Raw genomic sequence first — 24,318 nt, 5'->3', positions numbered from 1 at the left:
CTCCTCAGGCGATACGGGCGAGCGGCGGATTCAGGGCATCGCAGAACGCTGCGACGTTACTCACCCAGCCAAAAAAGGTTTCGATATTGAACAGGGCCGCTTTCTGCGCGAATTCCGGCCCGGCCTGATGGGTCGCGTCTTCCAGCACCACGCCAAAATACTCAAGGAAAAAGCCGTCGCGCAGGGTCGACTCCACACAAACGTTGGTGGCGATGCCGGTAAAGACCAGGTGACGAATGCCCCGGCTGCGCAACAGGCTGTCGAGCGGGGTGTTGAAAAAGCCGCTGTAGCGCGGTTTGGGCAAGACAATATCACCTGCCTGCGGGACCAGCTCGTCCACCAGCTGATAATCCCAGCCGCCTTTTGCCAGCAGCTTGCCCTGCAGTTCAGGGTTTTTGCGCATCGTTTTCAGGGCGTTGGACTTGTGGAAGTTGGGCGAGCCGGGGCCACCGGCCTCCACGTACTGGTCGTCCCAGCCGTTCTGGAACCAGACGATGAGCATGCCGGCTTCCCGTGCGGCGCTGACGGCGGTGTTGATGTTCGCAATGACCGGCTGCGTGGCGGAGACGTCGAACCCCGCCAGATCCAGATAACCCCCTTTACTGGCGTAGGCGTTTTGCATGTCCACCACGATCAGCGCGCTCTGCTGCGGCGCAAAGGTGATGGCTTCCGGGCGAGCGTTTAAGGTCGTCATTACGCAACCTCCTTCGTGACGGCAGGAATGTGGGCGCGGCATTGCATCAGCGGCTGGATGCGCTCGCCGAAGGTTTCCACACCGGTGAGGAAATCATCGAAGGTCAGCAGAACGCCCTCTGCGCCGGGTACGGCGGCGACTTCGTCGAGCATTCTGGCAACGCTGGCATAGGATCCAACCAGCGTGCCCATATTGATATTGACGGCGGAGGTGGGGTCAGCCATCTGGCGGACGTTGGTGTCTGCGCCGGAACGGGTATCTTTCTGGCTCTGCTCGGTAAGCCAGCTCAGGGCCTCCTCGTCAGCACCGTCCTTGTAACACTCCCATTTCGCGCGTGCGGCCTCGTCGGTTTCGTCGGCAATCACCATAAACAGCACGTAGGAGCCCACGTCGCGCCCGGTTTTGTCGGCAGCCTCTTTCATGCGCGCCGCGGTGGGGGCGAAAGCGGCAGGGGTGTTAACGCCTTTCCCGAAGCAGAAGTTAAAGTCGGCGTATTTGGCGGAGAATTCCATCCCCGCGTCGCTCTGCCCGGCGCAGATCACTTTCATCGGCACCGACGGTTGCGGGCTGACGCGGCAGTCGTTCATGGTGAAGAAGTCACCTTTGAAATCGCTTTTGCCGGTGCCCCAGAGATCGCGCAGGACCTGCACGTATTCGGTCAGGTAGTCGTAGCGACGCGAGAAGTAATCGTCACCCGGCCAGAGCCCCATCTGCTCGTACTCCGGCTTTTGCCAGCCGGTCACCAGGTTCACGCCAAAGCGTCCTCCGGAGATCGAGTCGATGGTTGAGGCCATGCGCGCGACGATCGCCGGTGGCAGGGTGAGCGTGGCGGCGGTAGCGTAGATCTGAATCCGCGAGGTGACCGCGGCCAGTCCTGCCATCAGGGTGAAGGACTCCAGGTTGTGATCCCAGAATTCGGTTTTGCCGCCAAAGCCGCGCAGCTTGATCATCGAAAGTGCAAAGTCGAAATGGTAGTGCTCCGCTTTTTGCACGATGGCTTTATTCAGCTCAAAGGTCGGCATGTATTGCGGGGCAGTGGTCGAGATAAGCCAGCCGTTGTTGCCGATAGGTACAAATACGCCAATTTTCATCACGAACCTCTCTTCACTACGTTGCAGGTACTGGCGTTTTTGCAAAGGGAGTGCCAGTTTTGAAAATGACTTTGTTATTAATGTGTTAATCGAAAGTTGGCGTATTGATGCGGTTAAAAGTGGACTAACTGGTCAAAAACATTGCACAGAAAACAGGCATTCATGCGCGATGGGAGTGCAGAATGTCGTGGCGAGACGGGGGTTTTGCTATGCTGAGGGCAACGCAGAATAAGGAGAGCGGGAATGACACAAGGCGCAGTGAAAACACCAGGTAAACGGTCACAGGCAGTCAGCGCCAAGAAGCAGGCTATTCTCAGCGCGGCGCTGGAGACGTTTTCACAGTTTGGCATTCACGGCACGCGGCTGGAGCAGGTAGCGGAGCAGTCCGGGGTTTCCAAAACCAATCTGCTCTACTACTACCCGTCGAAAGAGGCGCTCTATGTGGCGGTGATGCAGCAGATCCTCGATATCTGGCTGGCGCCCCTGAAAGCGTTCCGCGCAGAGCTGGCCCCGCTGGTGGCGATCAAAGAGTACATCCGCCTGAAGCTGGAGGTGTCACGCGATTACCCGCAGGCGTCGCGCCTGTTTTGTCTTGAGATGCTGCAGGGCGCGCCGCTATTGCAGGCTGAGCTGACGGGGGATTTAAAGCAGCTGGTGGACGATAAGTCGGCGATTATTGCCGGGTGGGTCGCCAGCGGAAAGCTGGCGCCGGTCGATCCGCAGCATTTGATCTTTATGATTTGGGCCGCCACCCAGCATTACGCTGACTTTGCGGCCCAGGTCGAGGCGGTGACCGGGAAAACGCTCCAGGATGAAGCGTTTTTCCACAGCACCCTGGAAAACGTACAGCGGATGATTATCGAAGGGATCCGCGTGCGTTAGTTTCCCGGCGGGAGAGGGCAGCTTAAATCGCCCTCTTCACATTGCATCAGCGAGGCCAGAAACGCTTCTCGCTCCGCGGTTTTCTCTGCCAGGCACTGACTGACAATCATTGGCTGAATGCTTCCACCTTCCGTACCCGAACCGATAAACGTGCAATCTGCATCCCGCAGGGTAATCCACGCCTGCTGCGCTTTTTTTAGCAGGTCACGCTGGGGGGCTGCCGCACGTTTGATAGCGGCCTGATACGTCGCGTTGAGCTTCTTATCCGCCGCCTGGTACTGCTGCGCGCTACAGGTGTTCAGTTCAAGCTGGGTGGTGGTGTTGTCGCACTCGTTGGCCAGCGCGCTGGTGCTCAACAGCAGTGCGGCACCTGCGAGAAATACTCTTTTCATCATCCCCTCCGTGTAAAAAAAAGCCGGATGCGCTATGCATATCCGGCCTACGATTCTTAGTAGCCCCGGTAAGCGTAGCGCCACCGGGGAGAGTTTACACGATTAACCGATGGTCATCAGGCTGGCGTTACCGCCCGCCGCCGCGGTGTTGACGCTGAGCGAACGCTCCACGTACAGACGCTCCAGCAGCAGGTTGGTTTCCCCACGCGCAAAGCCCTGTACCGAAACAATCGCCCCGCTGCGGGCCGCTACCTGTTCGCACAGTTCGCGCAGCTGGTCGGAATCACCGTGATAAATCACGGCGTCAAACGGCTGCGTCAGCAGCGCATCGGCCTTCGCGAAGCGAATGCGGGCTGAAACGGCTTTTGGCAGCTGTTTTGCCAGGTCGCGATGCAGCGCATCTTCCGGCCACAGCACTTCACATCCGGTTGCCATCGCGGCAGCCAGCTGTACCAGCGCATCCTGCTCGTTATCCGCTACGCAGAGTACGTGCTCGCGCGGCATCAGCGTCCAGGTGTTGCGCTCGCCGGTTGGCCCCGGAAGCAGACGCTGCGTGCCAGCCTGCGCCAGCTCGCCGTACTGCTGCGCAATGGCACGCAGTTCAGGACGTTTTTCCGCCCAGGCGATCAGCGCTTCAAGCGGCTGCGTCAGCACGGTTTTCAGCTGCGCGTCGACCGGATAGTCTGCGTCCTGACGTGCCAGCGTCACGCCCAGCGCGTTCTCCGGACGGTTCGCCAGCAGACGGTACAGGTAAAGCGGACCGCCCGCTTTCGGACCGGTGCCGGACAAACCTTCACCGCCGAACGGCTGTACGCCCACGACCGCGCCGACCATGTTGCGGTTAACGTACAGGTTGCCCACTTTGGCACTGCCGGTCACCTGCGCGATGGTTTCGTCGATACGGGTGTGTACGCCAAGCGTCAGGCCATAGCCGGAGGCGTTGATCTGATCGATCAGTTCATTAAGGTTGTTACGGTTGTAACGCACCACGTGCAGCACCGGACCGAAGACCTCTTTTTTCAGCTCGTCGAAGCTTGCCAGCTCAATCAGCGTTGGCGGCACGAAGGTGCCGGTCTGCCACTCGCGGGCATCTTCGCTGTTCTCACGCACCGCCTGGAACACCGGACGGCCTTTGGCGCGCATGGTCTGGATGTGGTTTTCGATATTGGCTTTGGCTTCCGCGTCAATCACCGGGCCGATGTCGGTGGTGAGACGCCCCGGGTTGCCCATACGGCATTCGGCCATCGCGCCGCGCAGCATTTTCAGCGTGTGGTCGGCCACGTCATCCTGCAGGCACAGTACGCGCAGGGCGGAGCAGCGTTGACCGGCGCTGTCGAACGCCGAGGCCAGCACGTCGACCACCACCTGTTCGGTGAGGGCAGAGGAGTCAACGATCATGGCGTTCATGCCGCCGGTTTCCGCGATGAGCGGGGTAGGACGACCCTGCGCATCCAGACGGGTAGCAATGTTGCGCTGCAGCAGAGAGGCAACTTCGGTCGAGCCGGTAAACATCACGCCGCGTACGCGGTTATCGGAGGTCAGTTTAGCGCCGACCGTTTCGCCGCGGCCTGGCAGCAGCTGGACCACGCCCGCAGGTACGCCGGCTTCCAGAAGAATGTTGATGCCCTGCGCGGCAATCAGCGGGGTCTGCTCTGCCGGTTTGGCCAGCACGCTGTTACCTGCGGCAAGGGCTGCGGCAATCTGGCCGGTAAAAATAGCCAGCGGGAAGTTCCACGGGCTGATACACACGACCGATCCGAGCGGACGGTGGGTTTCGTTATCGAAATCATCGCGCACCTGACCCGCGTAGTAGTGCAGGAAGTCCACGGCCTCACGCACTTCAGCGATAGCGTTGCTGAAGGTTTTACCCGCTTCACGCACCAGAATACCGATAAGCGACTGCATCTGATCTTCCATCAGCACGGCAGCACGCTCCAGAATGGCGGCACGCTCCTGCGGCGGGGTGGCAAACCAGATTGGCGCGTTGTTGACCGCACTGTCCAGCGCCTGATCCACTTCCGCTTCGGTGGCTTCGCGTACATAGCCGACGATATCTTTTGGCTCTGCCGGGTTGATAACCGGCTGCATCTCACCGTCCTCGACGGACTGCTCAAGGATCGGTTTCGCCTGCCATTTCTGCAGCGCGCTGTTGAGCAGGGCAGAGGAGAGGGACGCCAGACGATGTTCGTTCGCCAGGTCCAGACCCGCAGAGTTGACGCGGCCTGCGCCATACAGCTCGCGCGGCAGGGCAATCTTCGGATGCGGCAGACCAATCTGACCTTCCTGGGCCGCCATCTTCTCAACGGCCTGCACCGGATCGGCCACCAGCTCGTCGAGCGGCAGCGTGGTGTCGGCGATGCGGTTTACGAAAGAGGTATTCGCGCCGTTTTCCAGCAGACGACGCACCAGGTACGCCAGCAGCGTTTCGTGCGTACCTACCGGCGCATAAATGCGGCATGGGCGGTTCAGCTTGCCATCCGCTACCTTACCGGTCACCTGCTCGTACAGCGGTTCACCCATGCCGTGCAGGCACTGGAACTCGTACTGGCCAGGATAATAGTTTTGACCCGCCAGGCTGTAGATTGCCGCCAGGGTGTGGGCGTTATGGGTAGCGAACTGCGGGTAGATCAGGTTCGGCACGCCGAGCAGTTTTTTCGCACAGGCGAGGTAAGAGACGTCGGTGTAGACCTTACGGGTATAGACCGGATAGCCTTCCAGACCTTCCATCTGGGCGCGTTTGATTTCGCTGTCCCAGTAGGCGCCTTTCACGAGGCGGATCATCAGGCGGCGACGGCTGCGGCTTGCCAGGTCAATCAGATAATCAATGACGAACGGGCAGCGCTTCTGGTACGCCTGGATAACGAAGCCAATGCCGTTCCAGCCCGCCAGCTCTGGCTCGAAGCACAGTTTTTCCAGCAGATCGAGGGAGATCTCCAGACGGTCGGCCTCTTCGGCGTCGATATTGATGCCGATGTCATACTGGCGCGCCAGCAGGGTCAGGGATTTCAGGCGCGGGTAAAGCTCCTCCATCACGCGGTCGTACTGCGCGCGGCTGTAGCGCGGGTGCAGGGCGGACAGTTTGATAGAGATACCCGGACCTTCATAAATACCGCGGCCGTTAGAGGCTTTACCGATGGCGTGGATCGCCTGCTGATAAGAGACCATGTAGGCCTGCGCGTCGGCGGCAGTCAGGGCCGCTTCACCGAGCATGTCATACGAGTAGCGGAAACCTTTGTCTTCCAGCTTGCGGGCGTTCGCCAGCGCTTCGGCAATGGTTTCGCCGGTCACGAACTGCTCGCCCATCAGGCGCATCGCCATGTCCACGCCTTTGCGGATCAGCGGCTCGCCGCTCTTACCGATGATGCGGTTCAAAGAGCGTGACAGGTTGGCTTCGTTATGGGTTGAGACCAGTTTGCCGGTAAACAGCAGGCCCCAGGTGGCGGCGTTAACGAACAGGGACGGGCTGCGGCCAATGTGCGAATGCCAGTTGCCGTTGCTGATCTTGTCGCGGATCAACGCGTCGCGGGTGGCTTTATCCGGAATACGCAGCAGCGCTTCCGCCAGACACATCAGCGCCACGCCTTCCTGTGAAGAGAGGGAAAACTCCTGCAGCAGACCCTGCACCATCCCGGCGCGGCCGGTGGCGGTTTTTTGGTTGCGCAGCTTGTCGGCCAGCTGATACGCCAGGCTGTGCGCCTGGGCGGCAATGGCTTCCGGCAGGCGGGCCTGCTCCAGCAGCATCGGCACGGCGTCGGTTTCGGCACGACGGTAAGCGCCGGTAATGGCGGCACGGCTGACGGACTGCGGCAGGATCTGCTCGGCGAATTCGAGGAACGGCTGGTGGCTTTCGTCACCAGCGGCGGGCGCATCCTCGCTTTCATTGGCGGCACCCGCCAGCAGGGCAGGCAGTTCTGGCAGGCCTTCGTCGCTCTCCAGTCTTTCCAGATAGTTAAAAATCGCCTGCTTGATTAACCAGTGCGGTGTGCGGTCAATGCGGGTCGCTGCGGTTTTAATCCGTTCGCGGGTAGCGTCATCCAGCTTAACCCCCATGGTGGTCATCCCCATGCCAAAACTCCTGTTGTTCTGTAATCGCGTTTTGTAGATGGCATGAAATATCCACCATGTTGCAACTTTGTGCAACCGTGTTAAATGTGACCTGGTTTGCAACCCAGAAAATGAATGGATTGTTAATGATTGGTTAGCTGGAAAAAAGCGCTGGCTTCTGCATGAGAAGCCTGTTTTTATGCGGTACTTAACACTTTTAAAAGGTGCAACCCGTATAAGTGTGAGCGAGTGCAACCTATAGGAAACTCGTATCAAACCGGGGATGAATTTGATGTAAATGCAGTGTTAAATCGTTTGTCAGCGGGATGCGCATACGGCAGGATAGCGCGCCCAATGGAAACACATACACACATCACTACGTTCCGGTGATGACATAACAAGGCAACCCGGACGGTTGTCGCTCGACATTTTGGAGAATTTGAATGGCTATTAGCACACCGATGCTGGTGACATTTCTCGTTTATATTTTTGGCATGATCCTGATAGGGTTTTTGGCATGGCGTTCAACAAAGAACTTTGACGACTACATTCTCGGCGGCCGCAGTTTAGGCCCGATGGTGACCGCGCTGTCTGCGGGCGCATCCGATATGAGCGGCTGGCTGCTGATGGGGTTACCGGGCGCGATTTTCATCTCCGGTATCTCTGAAAGCTGGATTGCCATCGGCCTGACCCTTGGGGCGTGGATCAACTGGAAGCTGGTAGCAGGCCGTCTGCGCGTGCATACCGAAGCGAACAACAATGCCCTGACGCTGCCGGATTACTTCACCGGACGTTTTGAAGATAACAGCCGCATTCTGCGCATTATCTCCGCGGTGGTGATTCTGCTGTTCTTCACCATCTACTGTGCTTCCGGCATCGTGGCGGGCGCGCGTCTGTTTGAGAGCACCTTCGGCATGAGCTATGAAACCGCGCTGTGGGCAGGTGCCGCGGCGACCATTCTCTATACCTTCGTGGGCGGATTCCTGGCGGTAAGCTGGACCGACACCGTGCAGGCGAGCCTGATGATCTTCGCCCTGATCCTGACCCCGGTGATTGTGATTTTCACCGTTGGCGGCTTCGGTGAATCGCTGGAAGTGATCAAGCAGAAGAGCATTGAAAACGTCGACATGCTGAAAGGGCTGAACTTCGTGGCCATCGTCTCTCTGATGGGCTGGGGTCTGGGCTACTTTGGTCAGCCGCACATTCTGGCGCGCTTTATGGCCGCTGACTCTCACCACACGATTGTTCATGCCCGTCGTATCAGTATGACGTGGATGATCCTCTGTCTTGCGGGTGCCTGTGCGGTTGGCTTCTTCGGCATCGCTTACTTCAACAATAACCCGGCGCAGGCAGGTGCAGTAAACCAGAATGCCGAGCGTGTGTTCATCGAACTGGCGGGCATTCTGTTCAACCCGTGGATTGCCGGTATTCTGCTCTCCGCAATTCTGGCGGCGGTGATGTCGACTCTGAGCTGCCAGCTGCTGGTCTGCTCCAGTGCGATTACCGAAGATCTCTACAAAGCTTTCCTGCGTAAAGGTGCGAGCCAGAAAGAGCTGGTATGGGTCGGGCGCTTTATGGTGCTGTTAGTGGCGCTGATTGCCATCGCGCTGGCGGCCAATCCTGATAACCGCGTTCTGGGTCTTGTGAGCTATGCGTGGGCGGGCTTTGGTGCGGCGTTTGGTCCGGTGGTTCTGTTCTCCGTTCTGTGGTCACGCATGACCCGCAACGGCGCGCTGGCGGGGATGATCATCGGAGCGGTGACCGTTATCGTCTGGAAGCAGTTCGCGTGGCTGGGTCTGTACGAAATCATCCCGGGCTTCATCTTCGGCAGCATCGGTATTGTGGTGTTCAGCCTGCTGGGTAAAGCACCGTCTGCCTCCATGCAGAAACGCTTTGCGGAAGCGGACGCGCACTACCGCACTGCACCACCGACGAAGCTTCAGGCTGAGTAAAAAAACCTATTCCCTCCTGTAAGCCGGGTAAGCGCTAGCGCGACCCGGCTTTTTTCTTGCCAAAATGCGTAAATTACGTTGATATCGCTGCACTTATAACAATGAGGATAGCGAACAATGACCATCAAAACAGGGCTTATGGCGGCGGCATTATTGATGCTCGCAGGCTGCAACGCACCCGCGCAACACGCGGCAATGGAGACCTGCAAAGCAGATAACCAGATGCAGCAAACCACGCTTTATTTCGGACTGAATCGTCCGGCCGGAGCGCAGATCACCGGCAACGAGTGGCAGCAGTTTGTTGACCAGGACGTGACGCCGCGCTTTCGGGACGGCTTAACGGTGTTTGATGCACGTGGCCAGTGGCTGGGGAATGACGGGAAAGTGGCGCGCGAGCCGAGCAAAGCGCTGATGCTGATCCACGGTAAAGACGCGCAGAGCGAGAAGAATATCGAAGCGTTGCGCGGGATTTATAAATCTCGCTTCGCGCAGGAGTCGGTGATGCGGGTCGATCAGCCGGTGTGCGTGCAGTTTTAAGCAAAATGGCGGGATAGTTTTGTAGGCCCGGTAAGGCGTAGCCGCCACCGGGCACAAACCGCACAAAACTTACAACACTAATCCCGCAAAGCTCGCCGACAGCAGGCTCACCAGCGTCGCGCCGTACACCAGGCGCAGACCAAACCGCGAAACCACGTTCCCCTGCCGCTCGTTCAGGCCCTTGATGGCGCCTGCGACGATACCAATAGACGCGAAGTTAGCGAACGACACCAGGAAGACGGATAAAATGCCCAGCCCGCGCGGTGACATCTGATGGGCAATTTTTTGCAGCTCAATCATCGCCACAAATTCATTCGCCACCAGCTTGGTTGCCATAATACTGCCGGCGTTGAGCGCATCACTGAGCGGAATACCGATGAGCCACGCCAGCGGATAAAACACATAACCCAAAATCTGCTGGAAGCTCATGCCGAATACGCTGGAGAAGAGGGCGTTAACGGCGCTAATAAGCGCGATAAAGCCAATCAGCATCGCCAGAATAATCATCGCTACCTTAAAACCGGCCAGAATATACTCCCCGAGCATTTCGAAGAAGCTCTGGGATTCATGCAGTTTTTCCAGCTTGATATCCGGCTCCGCTTCCGGACGCACCGGATTAATGACGGAGAGAATAATGAAGGTGCTGAACATGTTCAGGATCAGCGCCGCAACGACAAATTTGGCGTCAAGCATGGTCATATATGCGCCGACAATCGACAGGGAAACGGTCGACATGGCGGTCGCAGCCATGGTGAACAGACGGCGCGAGGAGAGATCCCACAGCACGCCTTTGTAGGCAATGAAGTTTTCCGACTGGCCGAGGATCAGCGAGCTCACCGCGTTAAACGATTCCAGCTTGCCCATACCGTTCAGTTTTGACAGCAGCGTCCCGATAACCCGAATAAAAATCGGCAGGATCCGCCAGTGCTGGAGAATACCAATCAATGCGGAAATAAAAATAATCGGGCAAAGCACGCCAAGGAAAATGAACGCCAGCCCTTTTTCACCCATTCCGCCAAAGACAAAATTGGTGCCTTCGCCAGCAAATTTCAGCAGGGATTCAAAGAAGCCAGAAACGTATTTAATCAGGAATAACCCGCTTTCGGCGTGCAGGAAAAAGAACGCCAGGGCAATTTCAATAACAATCAGCTGTAAAACATAACGAATGCGAATTTTTCGGCGGTCGAAACTCACCAGCCAGGCGAGCGCAAGAATAATCACCAGCGCCAGCAGGAAATGGATAATCTTAAACATGGTTTATTTTCACTTGGTTTTCGAGGCAGATATTTAGCCACAGCGCTGATTAACCGTAAACGGGCATTTTCGTTATAACTTATAAACGTAATGATTACGTTGACAACTATTATCAGGCTTCGCGTTTACAACTCGTCATCAAAACATCCCACATTTCGCTTGTTTTTCTTCTCGGCGTAATGATAATCACTATCACAAGAATTTACCTTTCTTTGCATCAGTTGACCGCGATAAACATTTAAGGTGTCGGCATGTTTGTTCCATTTCTCATTATGTTACGTGAAGGGCTCGAAGCGGCTCTGATTGTCAGCCTTATCGCCAGTTATCTGAAGCGAACCCAGCGCGGACGCTGGATTGGCGTCATGTGGATTGGCGTGTTCCTCGCCGCGGCGCTCTGTCTGGGCCTGGGTATCCTGATCAACGAAACCACCGGCGAGTTCCCGCAGAAAGAGCAAGAGCTGTTTGAGGGGATTGTCGCCGTCATTGCGGTGGTGATTCTGACCTGGATGGTGTTCTGGATGCGTAAGGTCTCCCGCAATGTGAAAGTCCAGCTGGAGCAGGCGGTGGATAACGCCCTGCAAAAAGGCAACCATCACGGCTGGGCGCTGATCATGATGGTCTTTTTTGCGGTGGCGCGTGAAGGGCTGGAATCGGTCTTCTTCCTGCTGGCCGCCTTCCAGCAGGACGTAGGCATCTGGCCGCCGCTGGGGGCAGTGCTGGGGCTGGCAACGGCCGTCGTGCTGGGTTTCCTGCTCTACTGGGGCGGTATTCGCCTTAACCTGGGGGCGTTCTTCAAATGGACCAGCCTGTTTATTCTGCTGGTCGCCGCGGGGCTGGCGGCTGGGGCGATCCGCGCCTTTCATGAAGCGGGCCTGTGGAACCACTTCCAGGACGTGGCGTTTGATCTCAGCAATGTCCTCTCCACACATTCTCTGACCGGCACTCTGCTCGAAGGTATCTTCGGTTACCAGGAGACACCGAGCGTGAGCGAAGTGGCGATGTACTTTATTTATCTGGTGCCGGCGCTGGTGTTGTTTGCGATGCCGCCGCGTACCGGCACACAGGCGACGCGCGTCGCGCCGTAATAGTTGATTTAGTTACAACATACTTTTAAAGGGAAGAGTCATGGCAATTCAGTTCCGTCGTAGTGCGTTATGCGCAGGCATTGCCGCGCTGTTCGCTTCCGCATTTTCCGCCTGGGGGGCCGATGTTCCTCAGGTCAAAGTGACCGTCAATGACAAGCAGTGCGAGCCGATGACCCTCACGGTGAACAGCGGTAAAACCCAGTTCATTATTCAGAACCACAGCCAGAAGGCGCTGGAGTGGGAGATCCTGAAAGGGGTGCTGGTCGTCGAAGAGCGTGAAAATATCGCCCCTGGCTTCAGCCAGAAGATGACCGCCAACCTGCAGCCGGGCGAGTATGAAATGACCTGCGGTCTGCTGACCAATCCTAAGGGTAAGCTGATCGTTAAAGGTGAAGCGACGGCGGATGCGGCGAAAGGCGCTGCGGTGCTGAGCCTGGGTGACGCGATTACCGCTTATAAAGCATACGTTACCAAAGAGACGGCAGATCTGGTGGCGGGCACGAAAGCCTTTACCGATGCGGTGAAAGCCGGTGATATCGAAAAAGCCAAATCCCTTTATGCACCAGCTCGTCAGCACTACGAGCGCATCGAGCCGATTGCCGAGCTGTTCTCAGACCTTGATGGCAGCATTGACGCCCGCGAAGATGATTTCGAGCAGAAGGCCGCCGATCCGAAATTCACCGGCTTCCACCGTCTGGAGAAAGCCCTGTTTGGCGACAACACCACCAAAGGGATGGAAAAATACGCCGAACAGCTGAACGGCGACGTGCTGGAACTGCAAAAGCGCATCAGCGAGCTGGCTTTCCCACCGTCAAAAGTGGTGGGCGGCGCGGCGGGTCTGATTGAAGAAGTGGCCGCAAGCAAAATCAGCGGTGAAGAAGATCGCTACAGCCACACCGACCTCTGGGACTTCCAGGCCAACGTCGACGGTGCGCAGAAAATTGTCGATCTGCTGCGTCCTCAGCTGCAGAAAGAGAACAGCGAACTGCTGGCAAAAGTGGATGCCAACTTCAAAAAAGTCGACACCATTCTGGCGAAATACCGTACCAAAGACGGATTTGAAACGTACGATAAGCTGACCGACGCCGACCGTAATGCGCTGAAAGGCCCGATTACCGCCCTGGCGGAAGATCTCTCTCTGCTGCGCGGCGTACTGGGTCTGGACTAAGCACGATGAACAAGAATGGTAAGTTCGACGAGGTAGAACCTTCCCGTCGTCGGTTGTTAAAAGGGGTAGGGGCGCTGGGCGGCGCGCTTGCCCTTGCAGGCGGCTGCCCGGTGGCGCATGCGGCGAAACCGCAAAGCGCACCCGGCACGCTGTCCCCCAATGCCCGCATGGAGACGCAGCCTTTTTACGGCGATCATCAGTCGGGCATTCTGACGCCGCAGCAGGCCTCCATGATGCTGGTGGCCTTTGATTCGCTGGCCAGCGATAAAGCCGATCTGGAACGTCTGTTCCGCCTGCTGACGGCACGCATTGCGTTTCTGACCGCAGGTGGACCGGCGCCGGACACGCCGAATCCGCGCCTGCCGCCAATGGACTCCGGTATTCTCGGGGCGTTTATCGCGCCCGATAACCTGACCATTACCGTGTCGGTCGGAGAGTCGCTGTTTGATGGCCGCTACGGCCTGACAAAGCAGAAGCCGAAAGCGCTGCAAAAAATGACGCGTTTTTCAAACGATTCCCTCGACGCGGGGTTGTGTCATGGCGACCTGCTCCTGCAGATTTGCGCCAATACCCAGGACACGGTGATCCACGCCCTGCGCGATATCATCAAGCACACCCCGGATCTGCTCAGCGTGCGCTGGAAGCGGGAAGGGTTTATCTCTGACCACGCTGCGCGCAGTAAAGGGAAAGAGACGCCGGTTAACCTGCTGGGCTTTAAGGACGGCACGGCCAACCCGGACAGCAGCAATGCTGCGCTCATGAAAGAGGTGGTGTGGGTGACAGCGGATCAGGGCGAACCGGCGTGGGCCGTCGGCGGCAGCTACCAGGCGGTGCGCATTATCCAGTTCCATGTGGAGTTCTGGGACCGCACGCCGCTGAAAGAGCAGCAGACCATTTTCGGCCGCGACAAGCAGAGCGGGGCGCCGCTCGGTATGACGCATGAGCATGATGTGCCCGACTATGCCCGCGATCCCAATGGCGATGTGATTGCGCTGGACAGCCATATTCGCCTCGCCAATCCGCGCACCAAAGAGACGCAGTCCAGCCTGATGATGCGTCGTGGCTACAGCTACTCCCTCGGCGTGACCAACGCAGGCCAGCTCGATATGGGGCTGCTGTTCGTCTGCTATCAGCATGACCTTGAAAAGGGCTTCCTGACCGTGCAGAAGCGCTTAAACGGCGAAGCGCTGGAAGAGTATGTAAAACCCATCGGCGGCGGCTACTTCTTTGCCCTGCCGGGCGTGCGCGACCGGAACGCGTATCTCGCGCAAGATCTGATTGAAGCCTGATAATTGTCCCTGCGAGAGTTCGCGGGGACATTATTTTTTCCTATGACAAACATATTGTTATATTTCTGTAATATTTCTATATAAGACTGAATCCGCTGCAGGAGCAGTCTGAAAAGTTGCAATCAGGTAAAATAAATGTTGCATTTATGATAACTCCTGATGTACTTAAGATAAGACAGCGGTAGTTCCCGGCAGTGATGCTGAATCACTATGGAGATCGCGAATGGTTGCGTCCTGTACTGGACAAGGTAAACATAACAACCGCAGCACCCGGCGCGGAGGCTCGGACTCCGGCAGCGATTTCCTCACCACTAAATTCTCCCCCTCTCCTCAAGAATCTGATTCGACCGACGTGCAGACTGGTGCGCGTAGCCGTTCTGTATCGTCATCTGATAAAGCAAGCAATGGCTTACAAGGAAGCCAACCCTCTGATGTTCGTGCGCATAATCGTGCCGACGCTGGCACGTGTGATGAATACCAACAACTCAAGGTGCTATCCATGGGAAGACAAAAAGCAGTGATCAAAGCTCGTCGCGAGGCAAAACGTGTGCTGAGACGGGACTCACGTAGCCATAAACAGCGTGAAGAAGAATCGGTCACCTCGCTTGTGCAGATGAGTGGCGTAGAAGCAATTGGCATGGCCCGAGACAGCCGTGATCATTCTCCAATTGTGGCGCGCAATGAGGCTCAGGCGCACTACCTGAATGCTATCGAGAGTAAACAGCTCATCTTTGCAACCGGTGAAGCCGGATGCGGGAAAACCTGGATCAGTGCAGCCAAAGCGGCGGAAGCGCTGATCCATAAGGACGTGGAGCGTATTATTGTTACCCGTCCGGTACTGCAAGCGGATGAAGATCTCGGCTTCCTGCCCGGCGATATTTCGGAGAAGTTTGCCCCGTACTTCAGACCCGTCTATGACGTGCTGGTGAAGCGTTTGGGTGCATCCTTTATGCAGTACTGCCTGCGACCAGAGATTGGCAAGGTGGAAATCGCGCCGTTCGCCTATATGCGCGGACGTACATTTGAAAATGCGGTCGTCATTCTTGACGAGGCTCAGAACGTGACCGCTGCGCAAATGAAGATGTTCTTAACGCGCCTCGGGGAGAACGTGACGGTCATCGTTAACGGTGACATTACCCAGTGTGACCTGCCATCCGGCGTGAAATCCGGGCTGAGCGACGCGATGTCACGTTTTGAGGAAGATGAGATGATTGGGGTGGTACGCTTCACGAAAGAGGATTGCGTGCGTTCGGCACTGTGTCAGCGGACGTTGCAAGTCTATTCCGACTGAAGGTAAAACATTACCGTTTTATCCTTCTTCAGTAATCCCTTCCCGGCATCATGCCGGGAAGCTTCTTTTATTCCTGGGCTCTTCTCGCGCCTGGTTATCTTTTAATAGATCGCCTGTCGTGCGGAATTCATCATTTCGGTATTCATTTCAGCGGTGGGTTTTTATCACGCCTGGCGAAATGTGATGCGTATTTATAATATCCACAAAATACCCATGAATATCATGATCGCGCTAATTGTTCGTTCAAATTTAAACGTGAATGTTGTCACATAATGTTACTAAGTTGTAAAAATTAAGTTGGTGTATTGAGGGTAATTATCTATGTTTCGTACTGATTCAAACAACATTCTAACAAGAAAATCCCATGGGGAACCGTTTCCCTGGAACATCACGTTGAGGGTCATACATGAACGAACTGGTTGGTGCAATTAACGGTGTTATCTGGAGCCCGGCGTTAATATTCTTATGTCTGGGTGTCGGTCTCTATTTCTCATTACGTAGTCGTTTTTTGCAGTTACGTCATATAAAACATATGATTACCTTGATGTTCCAGGGGCGTCCTACCGATGCAGGGGTATCGTCTTTCCAGGCACTGACGATGACGCTGGCAGGGCGAGTAGGGACCGGAAACATTGCTGGTGTCGCCACCGCAATCACCTTCGGTGGACCGGGCGCACTTTTCTGGATGTGGATGGTGGCGTTTTTGGGTGCCAGCTCAGCGTTTGTGGAATCTACGTTGGGCCAGGTTTATAAAGAAAAAATCAACGGTGAATATCGTGGCGGTCCTGCCTTTTATATCGAAAAAGGATTAGGGGTCAAATGGTATGCATGGTTATTTGCAGTCGTCACCATTTTCTCCTGCGGTTTATTAATGCCAGGGGTTCAAGCAAACTCGATTGGCGCCAGCCTGGAGATAGCTTTTGGGCTTGATCCCAATGTCACGGCGGCATTACTTGCCGTACTGTTAAGCTTTATTATTTTCGGTGGTGTGAAAAGGATCGCCAGTTTTAGCAGTATGGTCGTTCCGTTTATGGCACTCGGCTATATTATTGTGGCTTGCGTTATTATCGCGATTAATATTACCGAGCTTCCTGGTGTTATTCTGCTGATCTGGAAAAGTGCTTTTGGCTTTGAAGCGGGCTTTGGCGCGATTCTGGGTCAGGCGATTATGTGGGGCGTTAAGCGCGGCGTCTATTCCAACGAAGCGGCACAGGGGACCGGACCGCATGCTTCATCTGCGGCAGCGGTGAGCCATCCGGTGAAACAGGGGCTGGTGCAGGCCTTCTCAGTTTATATCGATACGCTGTTTGTCTGCTCCGCGACCGGGTTTATGCTGCTGATCACCGGGCTGTATAATGTTCAGGGCGTCGATGGCGCTGCACTCTATACGGGGATTGCAGGCGTGGCCGCAGGTCCTGGCTATGTTCAGACGGCGATGGAAAGTATGATGCCGGGCTTTGGTAATTACTTTGTTGCCATTGCGCTGTTCTTCTTCGCCTTTACCACCATTATTGCGTACTACTATATCGCCGAAACCAATATCGCCTACATCAACCGTAAAATTCACCGTCCCTGGCTGACATTCCTGCTCAAATTATGTCTGATGGCTTCCACAGTGTACGGGACCGTCCGCACCGCGGATCTCGCATGGGGACTGGGGGATATTGGGGTTGGGATGATGGCATGGCTTAACATTATTGCCATTGTACTTTTACATAAAAAAGCCTTTGTCAGCCTTAAGGATTATGAAACCCAGAATGCACAGGGACTGGATCCACAGTTTGATCCGGTTCGACTGGGAATTAAAAATGCCGATTACTGGCTGGGAGAGCGTAAGGATGAACCGGCTGCGAATCCGGGGCAGACGACTTCTGTCGTGAGAGAGCAAAGCGCAGGGAAACTGAACAATTAATCGTGACAGCCCGTATCGCAATACGGGCTCAGACTGCTGACAACGTTTCGCCCGGCGGCGCTACGCTTGCACGGGCCTACGGGTTTTGTCGAACCCCGGTCGGGGATTCTCATCCCCCCTGTTGGAGAATATAAAAGAAAAAAGCCCGTACTTTCGTACGAGCTCTCATCTTGAATATGGCGGTGAGGGGGGGATTGACTCGCTTCGCTCGCCCTGCGGGCAGCCTGTTCGCTGCGCTCTCAGTCTGTCCAACTGGCTACGCCAGTTGTCGAACCCCGGTCGGGGATTCTCATCCCCCCGCTGGAGAATATAAAAGAAAAAAGCCCGTACTTTCGTACGAGCTCTCATCTTGAATATGGCGGTGAGGGGGGGATTCGAACCCCCGATACGTTGCCGTATACACACTTTCCAGGCGTGCTCCTTCAGCCACTCGGACACCTCACCATATTGTTTTGCTCCCTGACCGCGTGGGGGGCAACGGGGCGCTACTATAGGGAGTTGCGCTTACACGGTCAAGCAGATTTTCTGTATTCGTGCTTGTTCGGTTAAGCCTTAATCAGCACATGCCGCTGAGGGCTGAATTAACGCTGTGAATCGAGCACTTCGCTGTTTTTAACCACTTCCTGAGCTTTGCTATAGCTTTCGATCAGCAGCTGGTACGCCGGGAAGATATGGGTGTACACCTCAGCCCACTCCGCAGCATCTTCGCGGTTCCAGGTTCGCTGGATCTCAGACGCCACCGCCGCGGTGTCCATCGGTACCACACCGGCCTGCATCACACGCGCGAGGGTGATCTCCTGCGCCATTTTGCTGTAGGTCCCGGAGGCGTCAATTACCGCAAAGACTTTATACCCATCCGCAACCGCGCTGATGGACGGGAAGGCCATGCAGACGCTGGTGATCGTGCCCGCAATGATCAACGTGTTGCGCCCGGTGGCTTTTACTGCCGCCACAAACTCCGGGTTATCCCAGGCGTTGATCTCACCTTTGCGGGCCACGTACTGAGCATGCGGCGCATTGGCGTGGATCTCCGGGATAAGCGGGCCGTTCGGTCCTTGTGGGACGGAAGCGGTGGTGATCACCGGGATCTTCGCCAGGGTGGCGATTTTTGCCAGCGCCGCCGCACGGGCGCGCAGTTCTGGCATCGGCATATCGCCGACGGTCTGGAACAGCCCGCTCTGGTGGTCGATAAGCAGCATGACTGCATCGTTTACGTCAATGACGGGACGTGTACCGTTGAAGTTTGCAGGGGTAGACATTTTGCGCTCCTTATTACGTTTAGATCTGGCCGAAGCGGCCGGAGTTGAAATCACGAATGGCTTCCGCGATTTCGGTTTTACTGTTCATCACAAATGGGCCATAGCCCACAATCGGTTCATTCAGCGGCTCGCCGGCCATCAGCAGTACTTTTGCGTCGCCGTTTGCTTCCAGATGAAGCTTGTCGCCTTGCTGACTGAATACGATCAGCTGTGCCTCACCCGCTGGCGTGGTGCCGTTCACCGTTACGCTGCCCTCAAGTACCACCAGCGCCGTGCTCCAGCCTTCAGGCTGATTGAGCGTCAGGTGGCTGCCCTGGCGTAGTGTCAGATCCCACACATTCAGCGGTGAGAAGGTATGAGCCGGGCCAGTCACCTCGTCAAAGCGGCCGGCGATGACGCGCAACGTTCCGCTGCTATCCGGCAGCGTGACGACAGGGATATCCGCCTTCGTGATGCTCTGGTAACCGGGCGCTGCCATCTTGTCTTTGGCGGGCAGGTTGACCCACAGCTGCATCATTTTCAGTTCGCCGCCTTTCTGCGAGAACGCGCTGGAGTGGAACTCTTCGTGCAAAATGCCTGCGCCCGCCGTCATCCACTGCACGTCGCCCGGTCCGATGACCCCGCCTTTGCCGCTGGAGTCACGATGTTCCACTTCGCCGGAGTAGACGATGGTGACCGTTTCAAAGCCACGGTGAGGGTGCTCGCCCACGCCACGCTTCGCGCCATCCGCCGGGAAGGTGTAGGGACCGGCATAGTCCAGCAGCAGGAACGGACTGAGTGATTCACCGTGCGTCTGGTAGGAAAACATCGAACGAACCGGGAAACCGTCTCCGACCCAATGGGGACGAGGTGCGGTATAGACGCCTGTTACGTTTTTCATGATTAACTCCTGATGTGCTGTTGATGTAATTAGCTTATATTCAGAGCTAATATCCCGGTAGAGAGTGAAAATGACATTCACTGTTCTTAAAATGGAACAATGAGGGCGTATGCAGGATCTCAATAATTTCGTGTGGTTTGTGAAAGTGGTGGACCACGGTGGGTTTGCAGCGGCAGGTCGGGCGCTCGATCAGCCTAAATCGAAACTGAGCCGCCGGATTGCGCAACTGGAAGAGCGGCTGGGTGTGCGGTTGATACAGCGTACCACGCGGCAGTTTACGGTGACGGAGGTGGGGCAAACGTTCTATCAGCACTGTAAAGCCATGCTGGTCGAGGCTGAAGCGGCGGAGGAGGCGGTGGCTGCCTTACAGGCTGAACCGCGCGGTGTTGTCAGGATAACGTGTCCTGTCACGTTGCTGCACGTTCATGTGGGGCCCATGCTGGCGCGGTTTATGGCGCGCTACCCGGGGATCAATCTTCAGCTGGAGGCCACCAACCGGCGGGTTGACCTGGTAGGTGAAGGCATTGACGTGGCGATCCGCGTTCGTCCGCGTCCCTTTGATGACAGCGATCTGGTGTTAAGGGTGCTGGCTGACAGAGGACACTGCCTGGTGGCGAGCCCGGCGTTGATTGAGCGGATGGGCAACCCGGTGATGCCTGCTGAACTCAGTGACTGGCCGGGTTTAAGTATGGGGGCGGGCAAGCAACTGCATAAATGGGATCTGAGCGGTCCGGAGGGAGCGAAAGCCGAAATCCACTACACGCCGCGCTTTATAACTACCGATATGCTGGCGCTGCGGGAAGCGGCAATGGCGGGCGTAGGCGTGGTGCAGTTGCCGATTTTAATGGTTAAAGATCAGTTGGCGAAAGGGGAATTGGTGCGGGTTCTGGATGCCTGGGAGCCCAGACGGGAAGTGATCCACGCGGTGTATCCTTCGCGGCGCGGTCTACTGCCATCGGTCAGGGCGCTGGTCGATTTTCTAACCGAAGAGTATACGCGGATGGTTGAGGAGTAAATTCTTTGTAGGTCGGGTAAGCGAAGCGCCACCCGACACCATCACCGCAGAGGAAGCAAAGTTCTCATCCCCCCGTTGGAGAATATAAAAGAAAAAAGCCCGTACTTTCGTACGAGCTCTCATCTTGAATATGGCGGTGAGGGGGGGATTGACTCGCTTCGCTCGCCCTGCGGGCAGCCTGCTCGCTGCGCTCTCAGTCTGTCCAACTGGCTACGCCAGTTGTCGAACCCCGGTCGGGGATTCTCATCCCCCCCGCTGGAGAATATAAAAGAAAAAAGCCCGTACTTTCGTACGAGCTCTCATCTTGAATATGGCGGTGAGGGGGGGATTCGAACCCCCGATACGTTGCCGTATACACACTTTCCAGGCGTGCTCCTTCAGCCACTCGGACACCTCACCATATTGTCATCCCGTTGTTGCCGGGACGGGCGCTAATGTAAGGAAAAGCCGAACTGCCGTCAACTCACTTTTTCAGTAATTTAGCGTGTTTAGACAAACTTCAGGCAACCTGATTCCGAAATGTGCGAAAAGCGCCTTTTTTATCAGCAATAACATAGCGCCATAAATTTGTTATGCTGACAATCCATTTGAAAATGAAAACAAAACAGCGCGAAAAAAAGCAGGAATGACTATGGATATACTCTTCTATCACCCCACTTTTGATACGGCTTATTGGATTAAAGCACTGTCGGCAGCACTGCCGGGCGCGCGCGTTCGTGAGTGGAAGCGGGGCGATAACGAACATGCTGACTATGCGCTGGTCTGGCATCCGCCCGTTGAGATGCTTCAGGGCCGTAAACTGAAGGCCGTGTTTGCGCTTGGCGCTGGCGTGGATTCCATTCTGAGCAAACTGAAGGCACACCCGGAGATGCTGCCGGAAGATATCCCCCTGTTCCGCCTGGAAGATACCGGTATGGGCCAGCAAATGCAGGAATATGCCGTCAGCCAGGTCCTGCACTGGTTCCGTCGCTTTGATGATTATCAGGCCTTTAAGCAGCAATCCCACTGGGAGCCGCTGCCGGAATATCAACGTGAAGACTTTACCATCGGTATCCTCGGGGCGGGCGTGCTGGGCTCAAAGGTGGCTGAAGCCCTTGCCCCGTGGGGCTTCCCGTTACGCTGCTGGAGCCGTAGCCGTAAAGCGTATCCGGGCGTTGAGAGTTTTGCCGGAACGGATGAACTCCCGGCGTTTCTGAAAGGCACACGCGTGCTGATCAACCTGCTGCCGAATACGGCGGAAACGGTGGGGATTATCAACGAAGCCTTGCTCAATCAGCTGGCCGATCGGAGCTACCTGATGAACCTTGCGCGCGGGGTGCATCTGGTGGAGCCGGATCTGCTGAAGGCGCTGGATAGCGGAAAGCTTAAAGGTGCCATGCTGGATGTTTACAGCCGTGAGCCGCTGCCTGAAGAAAGCCCTCTATGGCGACACCCTCGCGTGGCAATGACCCCGCATGTCGCCGCCGTGACGCGACCGGCTGAGGCGGTGGCTTATATCTCGCATACTATCGGTGAAATAGAGAAGGGGAACGCGGTTACCGGTCAGGTCGACCGACAGCGCGGCTACTGAGAGAAACCCGGCGTTGGCCGGGTTTTTGCTAATATTCGCCGCTGATAACTGCTATCCTTTGGAAAAACCGCAGAGGAGAGAAAGATGTATCCCGTTGACCTGCATATGCACACCGTCGCCAGCACCCACGCGTATAGCAACCTCCATGATTATATCGCCCAGGCAAAGCTAAAAGGTATTAAGCTCTTTGCGATAACCGATCACGGCCCGGATATGGCGGATGCGCCGCACTACTGGCATTTTGTGAATATGCGGATCTGGCCACGTCTGGTGGATGGCATTGGGATACTGCGCGGCATTGAGGCGAACATCAAAAACACCGACGGTGAAATCGACTGCACCGGCCCGATGCTGACCTCCTTAGATCTGATCCTTGCCGGTTTCCATGAGCCGGTTTTCCCGCCGCAGGATAAAGAGACCAATACCGCGGCGATGATTGCCACCATTGCCAGCGGCAATGTGCATATCATCAGCCATCCGGGTAATCCTAAATACCCTATTGATATTCAGGCCGTGGCGCAGGCCGCCGCGAAACACCGTGTGGCGCTGGAGATTAACAACTCCTCGTTCGTGCACTCGCGTAAAGGCAGTGAAGCCAACTGTCGCGAAGTGGCAGCCGCCGTGCGTGATGCCGGAGGGATGGTGGCGCTGGGCTCTGATTCGCACACGGCCTTCACGCTGGGGGATTTTGGCGAGTGCATGAAAGTGCTGCAGGACGTCAATTTCCCGGAAGCACAGATCCTGAACGTCACGCCACGCCGTATGCTCGACTTCCTGGAGTCGCGCGGCATGACGCCCGTTGATGAATTTGCCGACCTTTAATTGAATAACGGAATAACACAATGAATGAATTCTCCATCCTTTGCCGCGTGCTGGGCTCCCTGTATTATCGCCAGCCGCAGGACCCGCTGTTGGTTCCGCTGTTTACGCTCATTCGCGAGGGTAAGCTGGCGCAGAACTGGCCGCTGGAACAGGATGAGTTACTGGAACGTCTGCAGAAAAACTGTGATATGCAGCAGATCTCAACGGATTACAACGCATTGTTCGTGGGGGAAGAGTGCCGCGTTTCGCCCTACCGTTCTGCCTGGCAGGAAGGGGCGACCGAAGCGGAAGTGCGGGCATTCCTCTCTGAGCGCGGTATGCCGCTGAGCGATACGCCAGCCGATCATATTGGTACTCTGCTGCTGGCGGCCTCCTGGATCGAAGACAACGCGGGTGATGATGAAAATGAAGCCATCGAAATCCTCTTCGAGACGTATCTGCTGCCGTGGGTTGGAACATTCCTGGGGAAAGTTGAAGCCCACGCCACCTCTCCGTTCTGGAGAACGCTGGCTCCGCTGACGCGCGACGCCATCGCAGCAATGTGGGATGAGCTGGAAGAAGAGAGTGTAGAGTGATTTACATCACAAAAATTCTGCAACGATACATTTCAACTTGCACGTAATGTGCTTCTGATCTCATTTCCATGGTGCGCATCTGCTAAGATGCGCACCATGAACATATTACTTAGTATTGCAATCACGACGGGCATTCTCTCCGGTATCTGGGGATGGGTGGCGGTGTCTCTTGGTTTATTAAGCTGGGCTGGCTTCCTTGGCTGCACGGCCTATTTCGCCTGCCCGCAGGGAGGGCTGAAAGGGCTCTTTATCTCTGGTTGCACGCTGATGAGCGGCGTTATATGGGCGCTGGTTATCATCAAAGGCAGCGCGCTGGCGCCGCATCTGGAGATCCTGGGCTACGTCATGACGGGGGTCGTTGCCTTCCTGATGTGTATTCAGGCGAAGCATCTGCTGCTGTCGTTTGTACCGGGCACCTTTATGGGGGCGTGCGCGACCTTTGCCGGACAGGGGGAGTGGAAGCTGGTCGTCCCTTCACTGGCGCTGGGGTTGCTGTTTGGCTATGCCATGAAGAACAGCGGTCTCTGGCTGGCGGCGCGACGGGAAAAAACGCAAAACATCACCGCGGTGAGTGAATAAAAAAAGGCGAGATAATCATCTCGCCTT

General features: G+C 56.2%; 20 protein-coding genes, 2 tRNA genes and 2 other RNA genes. 13 read left to right on the top strand and 11 right to left on the bottom strand.

The window, feature by feature from the left end; translation table 11 throughout:
- Nucleotides 1-4: 4 nt before the first annotated feature.
- Both rutB and rutA read right to left on the bottom strand, forming a co-directional pair.
- A complete protein-coding gene (rutB, locus tag O1723_RS13530) occupies nt 5-694 on the bottom strand; it encodes a pyrimidine utilization protein B (protein ID WP_014883310.1) in 690 nt (229 codons plus the stop codon).
- Nucleotides 694-1,785, bottom strand: a complete 1,092-nt coding sequence (gene rutA, locus O1723_RS13525) for a pyrimidine utilization protein A (protein ID WP_014883311.1) — start codon at nt 1,783-1,785, stop codon at nt 694-696. Before rutA ends, rutB begins: the two co-directional genes overlap by 1 nt.
- Before the next feature lie 243 nt (nt 1,786-2,028).
- On the opposite strand from rutA, the gene rutR reads away from it, so the two are divergent.
- Entirely contained in the window at nt 2,029-2,667 is a 639-nt protein-coding gene (gene rutR, locus O1723_RS13520; RefSeq protein WP_014883312.1) for an HTH-type transcriptional regulator RutR, read from the top strand.
- Here rutR and O1723_RS13515 read toward each other — a convergent pair.
- Nucleotides 2,664-3,059, bottom strand: coding sequence for a lysozyme inhibitor LprI family protein (locus tag O1723_RS13515; RefSeq protein ID WP_023337070.1), 396 nt, complete (start codon nt 3,057-3,059; stop codon nt 2,664-2,666). The two genes, rutR and O1723_RS13515, sit on opposite strands and share 4 nt — an antisense overlap.
- A 102-nt stretch (nt 3,060-3,161) precedes the next feature.
- A complete protein-coding gene (gene putA / locus O1723_RS13510; protein ID WP_023337071.1) occupies nt 3,162-7,124 on the bottom strand; it encodes a trifunctional transcriptional regulator/proline dehydrogenase/L-glutamate gamma-semialdehyde dehydrogenase in 3,963 nt (1,320 codons plus the stop codon).
- A 422-nt stretch (nt 7,125-7,546) separates the two neighbouring features.
- Here putA and putP point away from each other — a divergent pair, with 422 nt between their 5' ends.
- Entirely contained in the window at nt 7,547-9,055 is a 1,509-nt protein-coding gene (gene putP, locus O1723_RS13505; RefSeq protein ID WP_023337072.1) for a sodium/proline symporter PutP, read from the top strand.
- A 117-nt stretch (nt 9,056-9,172) separates the two neighbouring features.
- The gene (locus O1723_RS13500; protein ID WP_014883316.1) at nt 9,173-9,592 is read left to right on the top strand and encodes a DUF3574 domain-containing protein; all 420 of its coding nucleotides are present in this window, start codon (nt 9,173-9,175) and stop codon (nt 9,590-9,592) included.
- 69 nt (nt 9,593-9,661) lie between these two features.
- On the opposite strand, the gene O1723_RS13495 is transcribed toward O1723_RS13500, so the two are convergent.
- Nucleotides 9,662-10,846, bottom strand: coding sequence for a NupC/NupG family nucleoside CNT transporter (locus tag O1723_RS13495; protein WP_248190796.1), 1,185 nt, complete (start codon nt 10,844-10,846; stop codon nt 9,662-9,664).
- Nucleotides 10,847-11,097: 251 nt separating this feature from the next.
- On the opposite strand from O1723_RS13495, the gene efeU reads away from it, so the two are divergent.
- The 5 genes from efeU (at nt 11,098) to O1723_RS13470 (ending at nt 17,591) form a co-directional block, all read left to right on the top strand.
- Nucleotides 11,098-11,931: an iron uptake transporter permease EfeU gene (gene efeU / locus O1723_RS13490; protein ID WP_014883318.1), complete on the top strand. Its 834-nt coding sequence runs from the start codon at nt 11,098-11,100 to the stop codon at nt 11,929-11,931.
- A gap of 40 nt (nt 11,932-11,971) precedes the next feature.
- Nucleotides 11,972-13,099 (top strand): iron uptake system protein EfeO, encoded by a 1,128-nt coding sequence (efeO, locus tag O1723_RS13485; RefSeq protein ID WP_023337074.1) that lies wholly within the window; start codon nt 11,972-11,974, stop codon nt 13,097-13,099.
- Between the two features lie 5 nt (nt 13,100-13,104).
- A complete protein-coding gene (gene efeB / locus O1723_RS13480; protein ID WP_023337075.1) occupies nt 13,105-14,388 on the top strand; it encodes an iron uptake transporter deferrochelatase/peroxidase subunit in 1,284 nt (427 codons plus the stop codon).
- A gap of 499 nt (nt 14,389-14,887) precedes the next feature.
- Entirely contained in the window at nt 14,888-15,679 is a 792-nt protein-coding gene (phoH, locus tag O1723_RS13475) for a phosphate starvation-inducible protein PhoH (RefSeq protein ID WP_014883322.1), read from the top strand.
- 406 nt (nt 15,680-16,085) lie between these two features.
- Nucleotides 16,086-17,591, top strand: coding sequence for an alanine/glycine:cation symporter family protein (locus O1723_RS13470; RefSeq protein ID WP_023332665.1), 1,506 nt, complete (start codon nt 16,086-16,088; stop codon nt 17,589-17,591).
- Nucleotides 17,592-17,768: 177 nt separating this feature from the next.
- Here O1723_RS13470 and O1723_RS13465 read toward each other — a convergent pair.
- From O1723_RS13465 to O1723_RS13450, 4 genes are all read right to left on the bottom strand, one after another.
- A non-coding RNA gene (locus O1723_RS13465) (RtT sRNA) lies at nt 17,769-17,905 on the bottom strand.
- A gap of 42 nt (nt 17,906-17,947) precedes the next feature.
- Nucleotides 17,948-18,035, bottom strand: a tRNA-Ser gene (locus O1723_RS13460).
- A 137-nt stretch (nt 18,036-18,172) separates the two neighbouring features.
- Nucleotides 18,173-18,850, bottom strand: a complete 678-nt coding sequence (locus tag O1723_RS13455; protein ID WP_023337077.1) for an isochorismatase family protein — start codon at nt 18,848-18,850, stop codon at nt 18,173-18,175.
- Between the two features lie 19 nt (nt 18,851-18,869).
- The gene (locus O1723_RS13450; RefSeq protein ID WP_023337078.1) at nt 18,870-19,730 is read right to left on the bottom strand and encodes a pirin family protein; all 861 of its coding nucleotides are present in this window, start codon (nt 19,728-19,730) and stop codon (nt 18,870-18,872) included.
- A gap of 109 nt (nt 19,731-19,839) precedes the next feature.
- On the opposite strand from O1723_RS13450, the gene O1723_RS13445 reads away from it, so the two are divergent.
- Nucleotides 19,840-20,745 (top strand): LysR family transcriptional regulator, encoded by a 906-nt coding sequence (locus tag O1723_RS13445; RefSeq protein ID WP_023337079.1) that lies wholly within the window; start codon nt 19,840-19,842, stop codon nt 20,743-20,745.
- Nucleotides 20,746-20,876: 131 nt separating this feature from the next.
- On the opposite strand, the gene O1723_RS13440 is transcribed toward O1723_RS13445, so the two are convergent.
- A non-coding RNA gene (locus tag O1723_RS13440) (RtT sRNA) lies at nt 20,877-21,013 on the bottom strand.
- Nucleotides 21,014-21,056: 43 nt separating this feature from the next.
- Nucleotides 21,057-21,144: transfer RNA gene (locus tag O1723_RS13435), tRNA-Ser, on the bottom strand.
- A gap of 232 nt (nt 21,145-21,376) precedes the next feature.
- Between O1723_RS13435 and ghrA the strand changes: the two genes are divergently transcribed.
- From ghrA to O1723_RS13415, 4 genes are all read left to right on the top strand, one after another.
- Nucleotides 21,377-22,315, top strand: a complete 939-nt coding sequence (gene ghrA, locus O1723_RS13430) for a glyoxylate/hydroxypyruvate reductase GhrA (RefSeq protein WP_023332669.1) — start codon at nt 21,377-21,379, stop codon at nt 22,313-22,315.
- An 84-nt stretch (nt 22,316-22,399) separates the two neighbouring features.
- Nucleotides 22,400-23,137 (top strand): phosphatase, encoded by a 738-nt coding sequence (locus tag O1723_RS13425; RefSeq protein ID WP_014883328.1) that lies wholly within the window; start codon nt 22,400-22,402, stop codon nt 23,135-23,137.
- 20 nt (nt 23,138-23,157) lie between these two features.
- Complete coding sequence (locus O1723_RS13420; RefSeq protein WP_023337080.1) at nt 23,158-23,712, top strand: TorD/DmsD family molecular chaperone; 555 nt, start codon at nt 23,158-23,160, stop codon at nt 23,710-23,712.
- Nucleotides 23,713-23,808: 96 nt separating this feature from the next.
- On the top strand, nt 23,809-24,291 hold the full coding sequence (locus O1723_RS13415; protein ID WP_072093713.1) for a DUF1097 domain-containing protein: 483 nt from the start codon (nt 23,809-23,811) through the stop codon (nt 24,289-24,291).
- Nucleotides 24,292-24,318 lie beyond the last annotated feature (27 nt).

Source organism: Enterobacter cloacae complex sp. HYC080_NIDB (assembly GCF_056673325.1).
This window is presented reverse-complemented; position numbering and strand designations above follow the sequence as displayed.

Bases quoted from the DNA above. Each gene is read 5' to 3' on its own strand.
- rutB (WP_014883310.1), bottom strand. From the start codon at position 694: ATGACGACCTTAAACGCTCGCCCGGAAGCCATCACCTTTGCGCCGCAG.
- rutA (WP_014883311.1), bottom strand. From the start codon at position 1,785: ATGAAAATTGGCGTATTTGTACCTATCGGCAACAACGGCTGGCTTATC.
- rutR (WP_014883312.1), top strand. From the start codon at position 2,029: ATGACACAAGGCGCAGTGAAAACACCAGGTAAACGGTCACAGGCAGTC.
- O1723_RS13515 (WP_023337070.1), bottom strand. From the start codon at position 3,059: ATGAAAAGAGTATTTCTCGCAGGTGCCGCACTGCTGTTGAGCACCAGC.
- putA (WP_023337071.1), bottom strand. From the start codon at position 7,124: ATGGGGATGACCACCATGGGGGTTAAGCTGGATGACGCTACCCGCGAA.
- putP (WP_023337072.1), top strand. From the start codon at position 7,547: ATGGCTATTAGCACACCGATGCTGGTGACATTTCTCGTTTATATTTTT.
- O1723_RS13500 (WP_014883316.1), top strand. From the start codon at position 9,173: ATGACCATCAAAACAGGGCTTATGGCGGCGGCATTATTGATGCTCGCA.
- O1723_RS13495 (WP_248190796.1), bottom strand. From the start codon at position 10,846: ATGTTTAAGATTATCCATTTCCTGCTGGCGCTGGTGATTATTCTTGCG.
- efeU (WP_014883318.1), top strand. From the start codon at position 11,098: ATGTTTGTTCCATTTCTCATTATGTTACGTGAAGGGCTCGAAGCGGCT.
- efeO (WP_023337074.1), top strand. From the start codon at position 11,972: ATGGCAATTCAGTTCCGTCGTAGTGCGTTATGCGCAGGCATTGCCGCG.
- efeB (WP_023337075.1), top strand. From the start codon at position 13,105: ATGAACAAGAATGGTAAGTTCGACGAGGTAGAACCTTCCCGTCGTCGG.
- phoH (WP_014883322.1), top strand. From the start codon at position 14,888: ATGGGAAGACAAAAAGCAGTGATCAAAGCTCGTCGCGAGGCAAAACGT.
- O1723_RS13470 (WP_023332665.1), top strand. From the start codon at position 16,086: ATGAACGAACTGGTTGGTGCAATTAACGGTGTTATCTGGAGCCCGGCG.
- O1723_RS13455 (WP_023337077.1), bottom strand. From the start codon at position 18,850: ATGTCTACCCCTGCAAACTTCAACGGTACACGTCCCGTCATTGACGTA.
- O1723_RS13450 (WP_023337078.1), bottom strand. From the start codon at position 19,730: ATGAAAAACGTAACAGGCGTCTATACCGCACCTCGTCCCCATTGGGTC.
- O1723_RS13445 (WP_023337079.1), top strand. From the start codon at position 19,840: ATGCAGGATCTCAATAATTTCGTGTGGTTTGTGAAAGTGGTGGACCAC.
- ghrA (WP_023332669.1), top strand. From the start codon at position 21,377: ATGGATATACTCTTCTATCACCCCACTTTTGATACGGCTTATTGGATT.
- O1723_RS13425 (WP_014883328.1), top strand. From the start codon at position 22,400: ATGTATCCCGTTGACCTGCATATGCACACCGTCGCCAGCACCCACGCG.
- O1723_RS13420 (WP_023337080.1), top strand. From the start codon at position 23,158: ATGAATGAATTCTCCATCCTTTGCCGCGTGCTGGGCTCCCTGTATTAT.
- O1723_RS13415 (WP_072093713.1), top strand. From the start codon at position 23,809: ATGAACATATTACTTAGTATTGCAATCACGACGGGCATTCTCTCCGGT.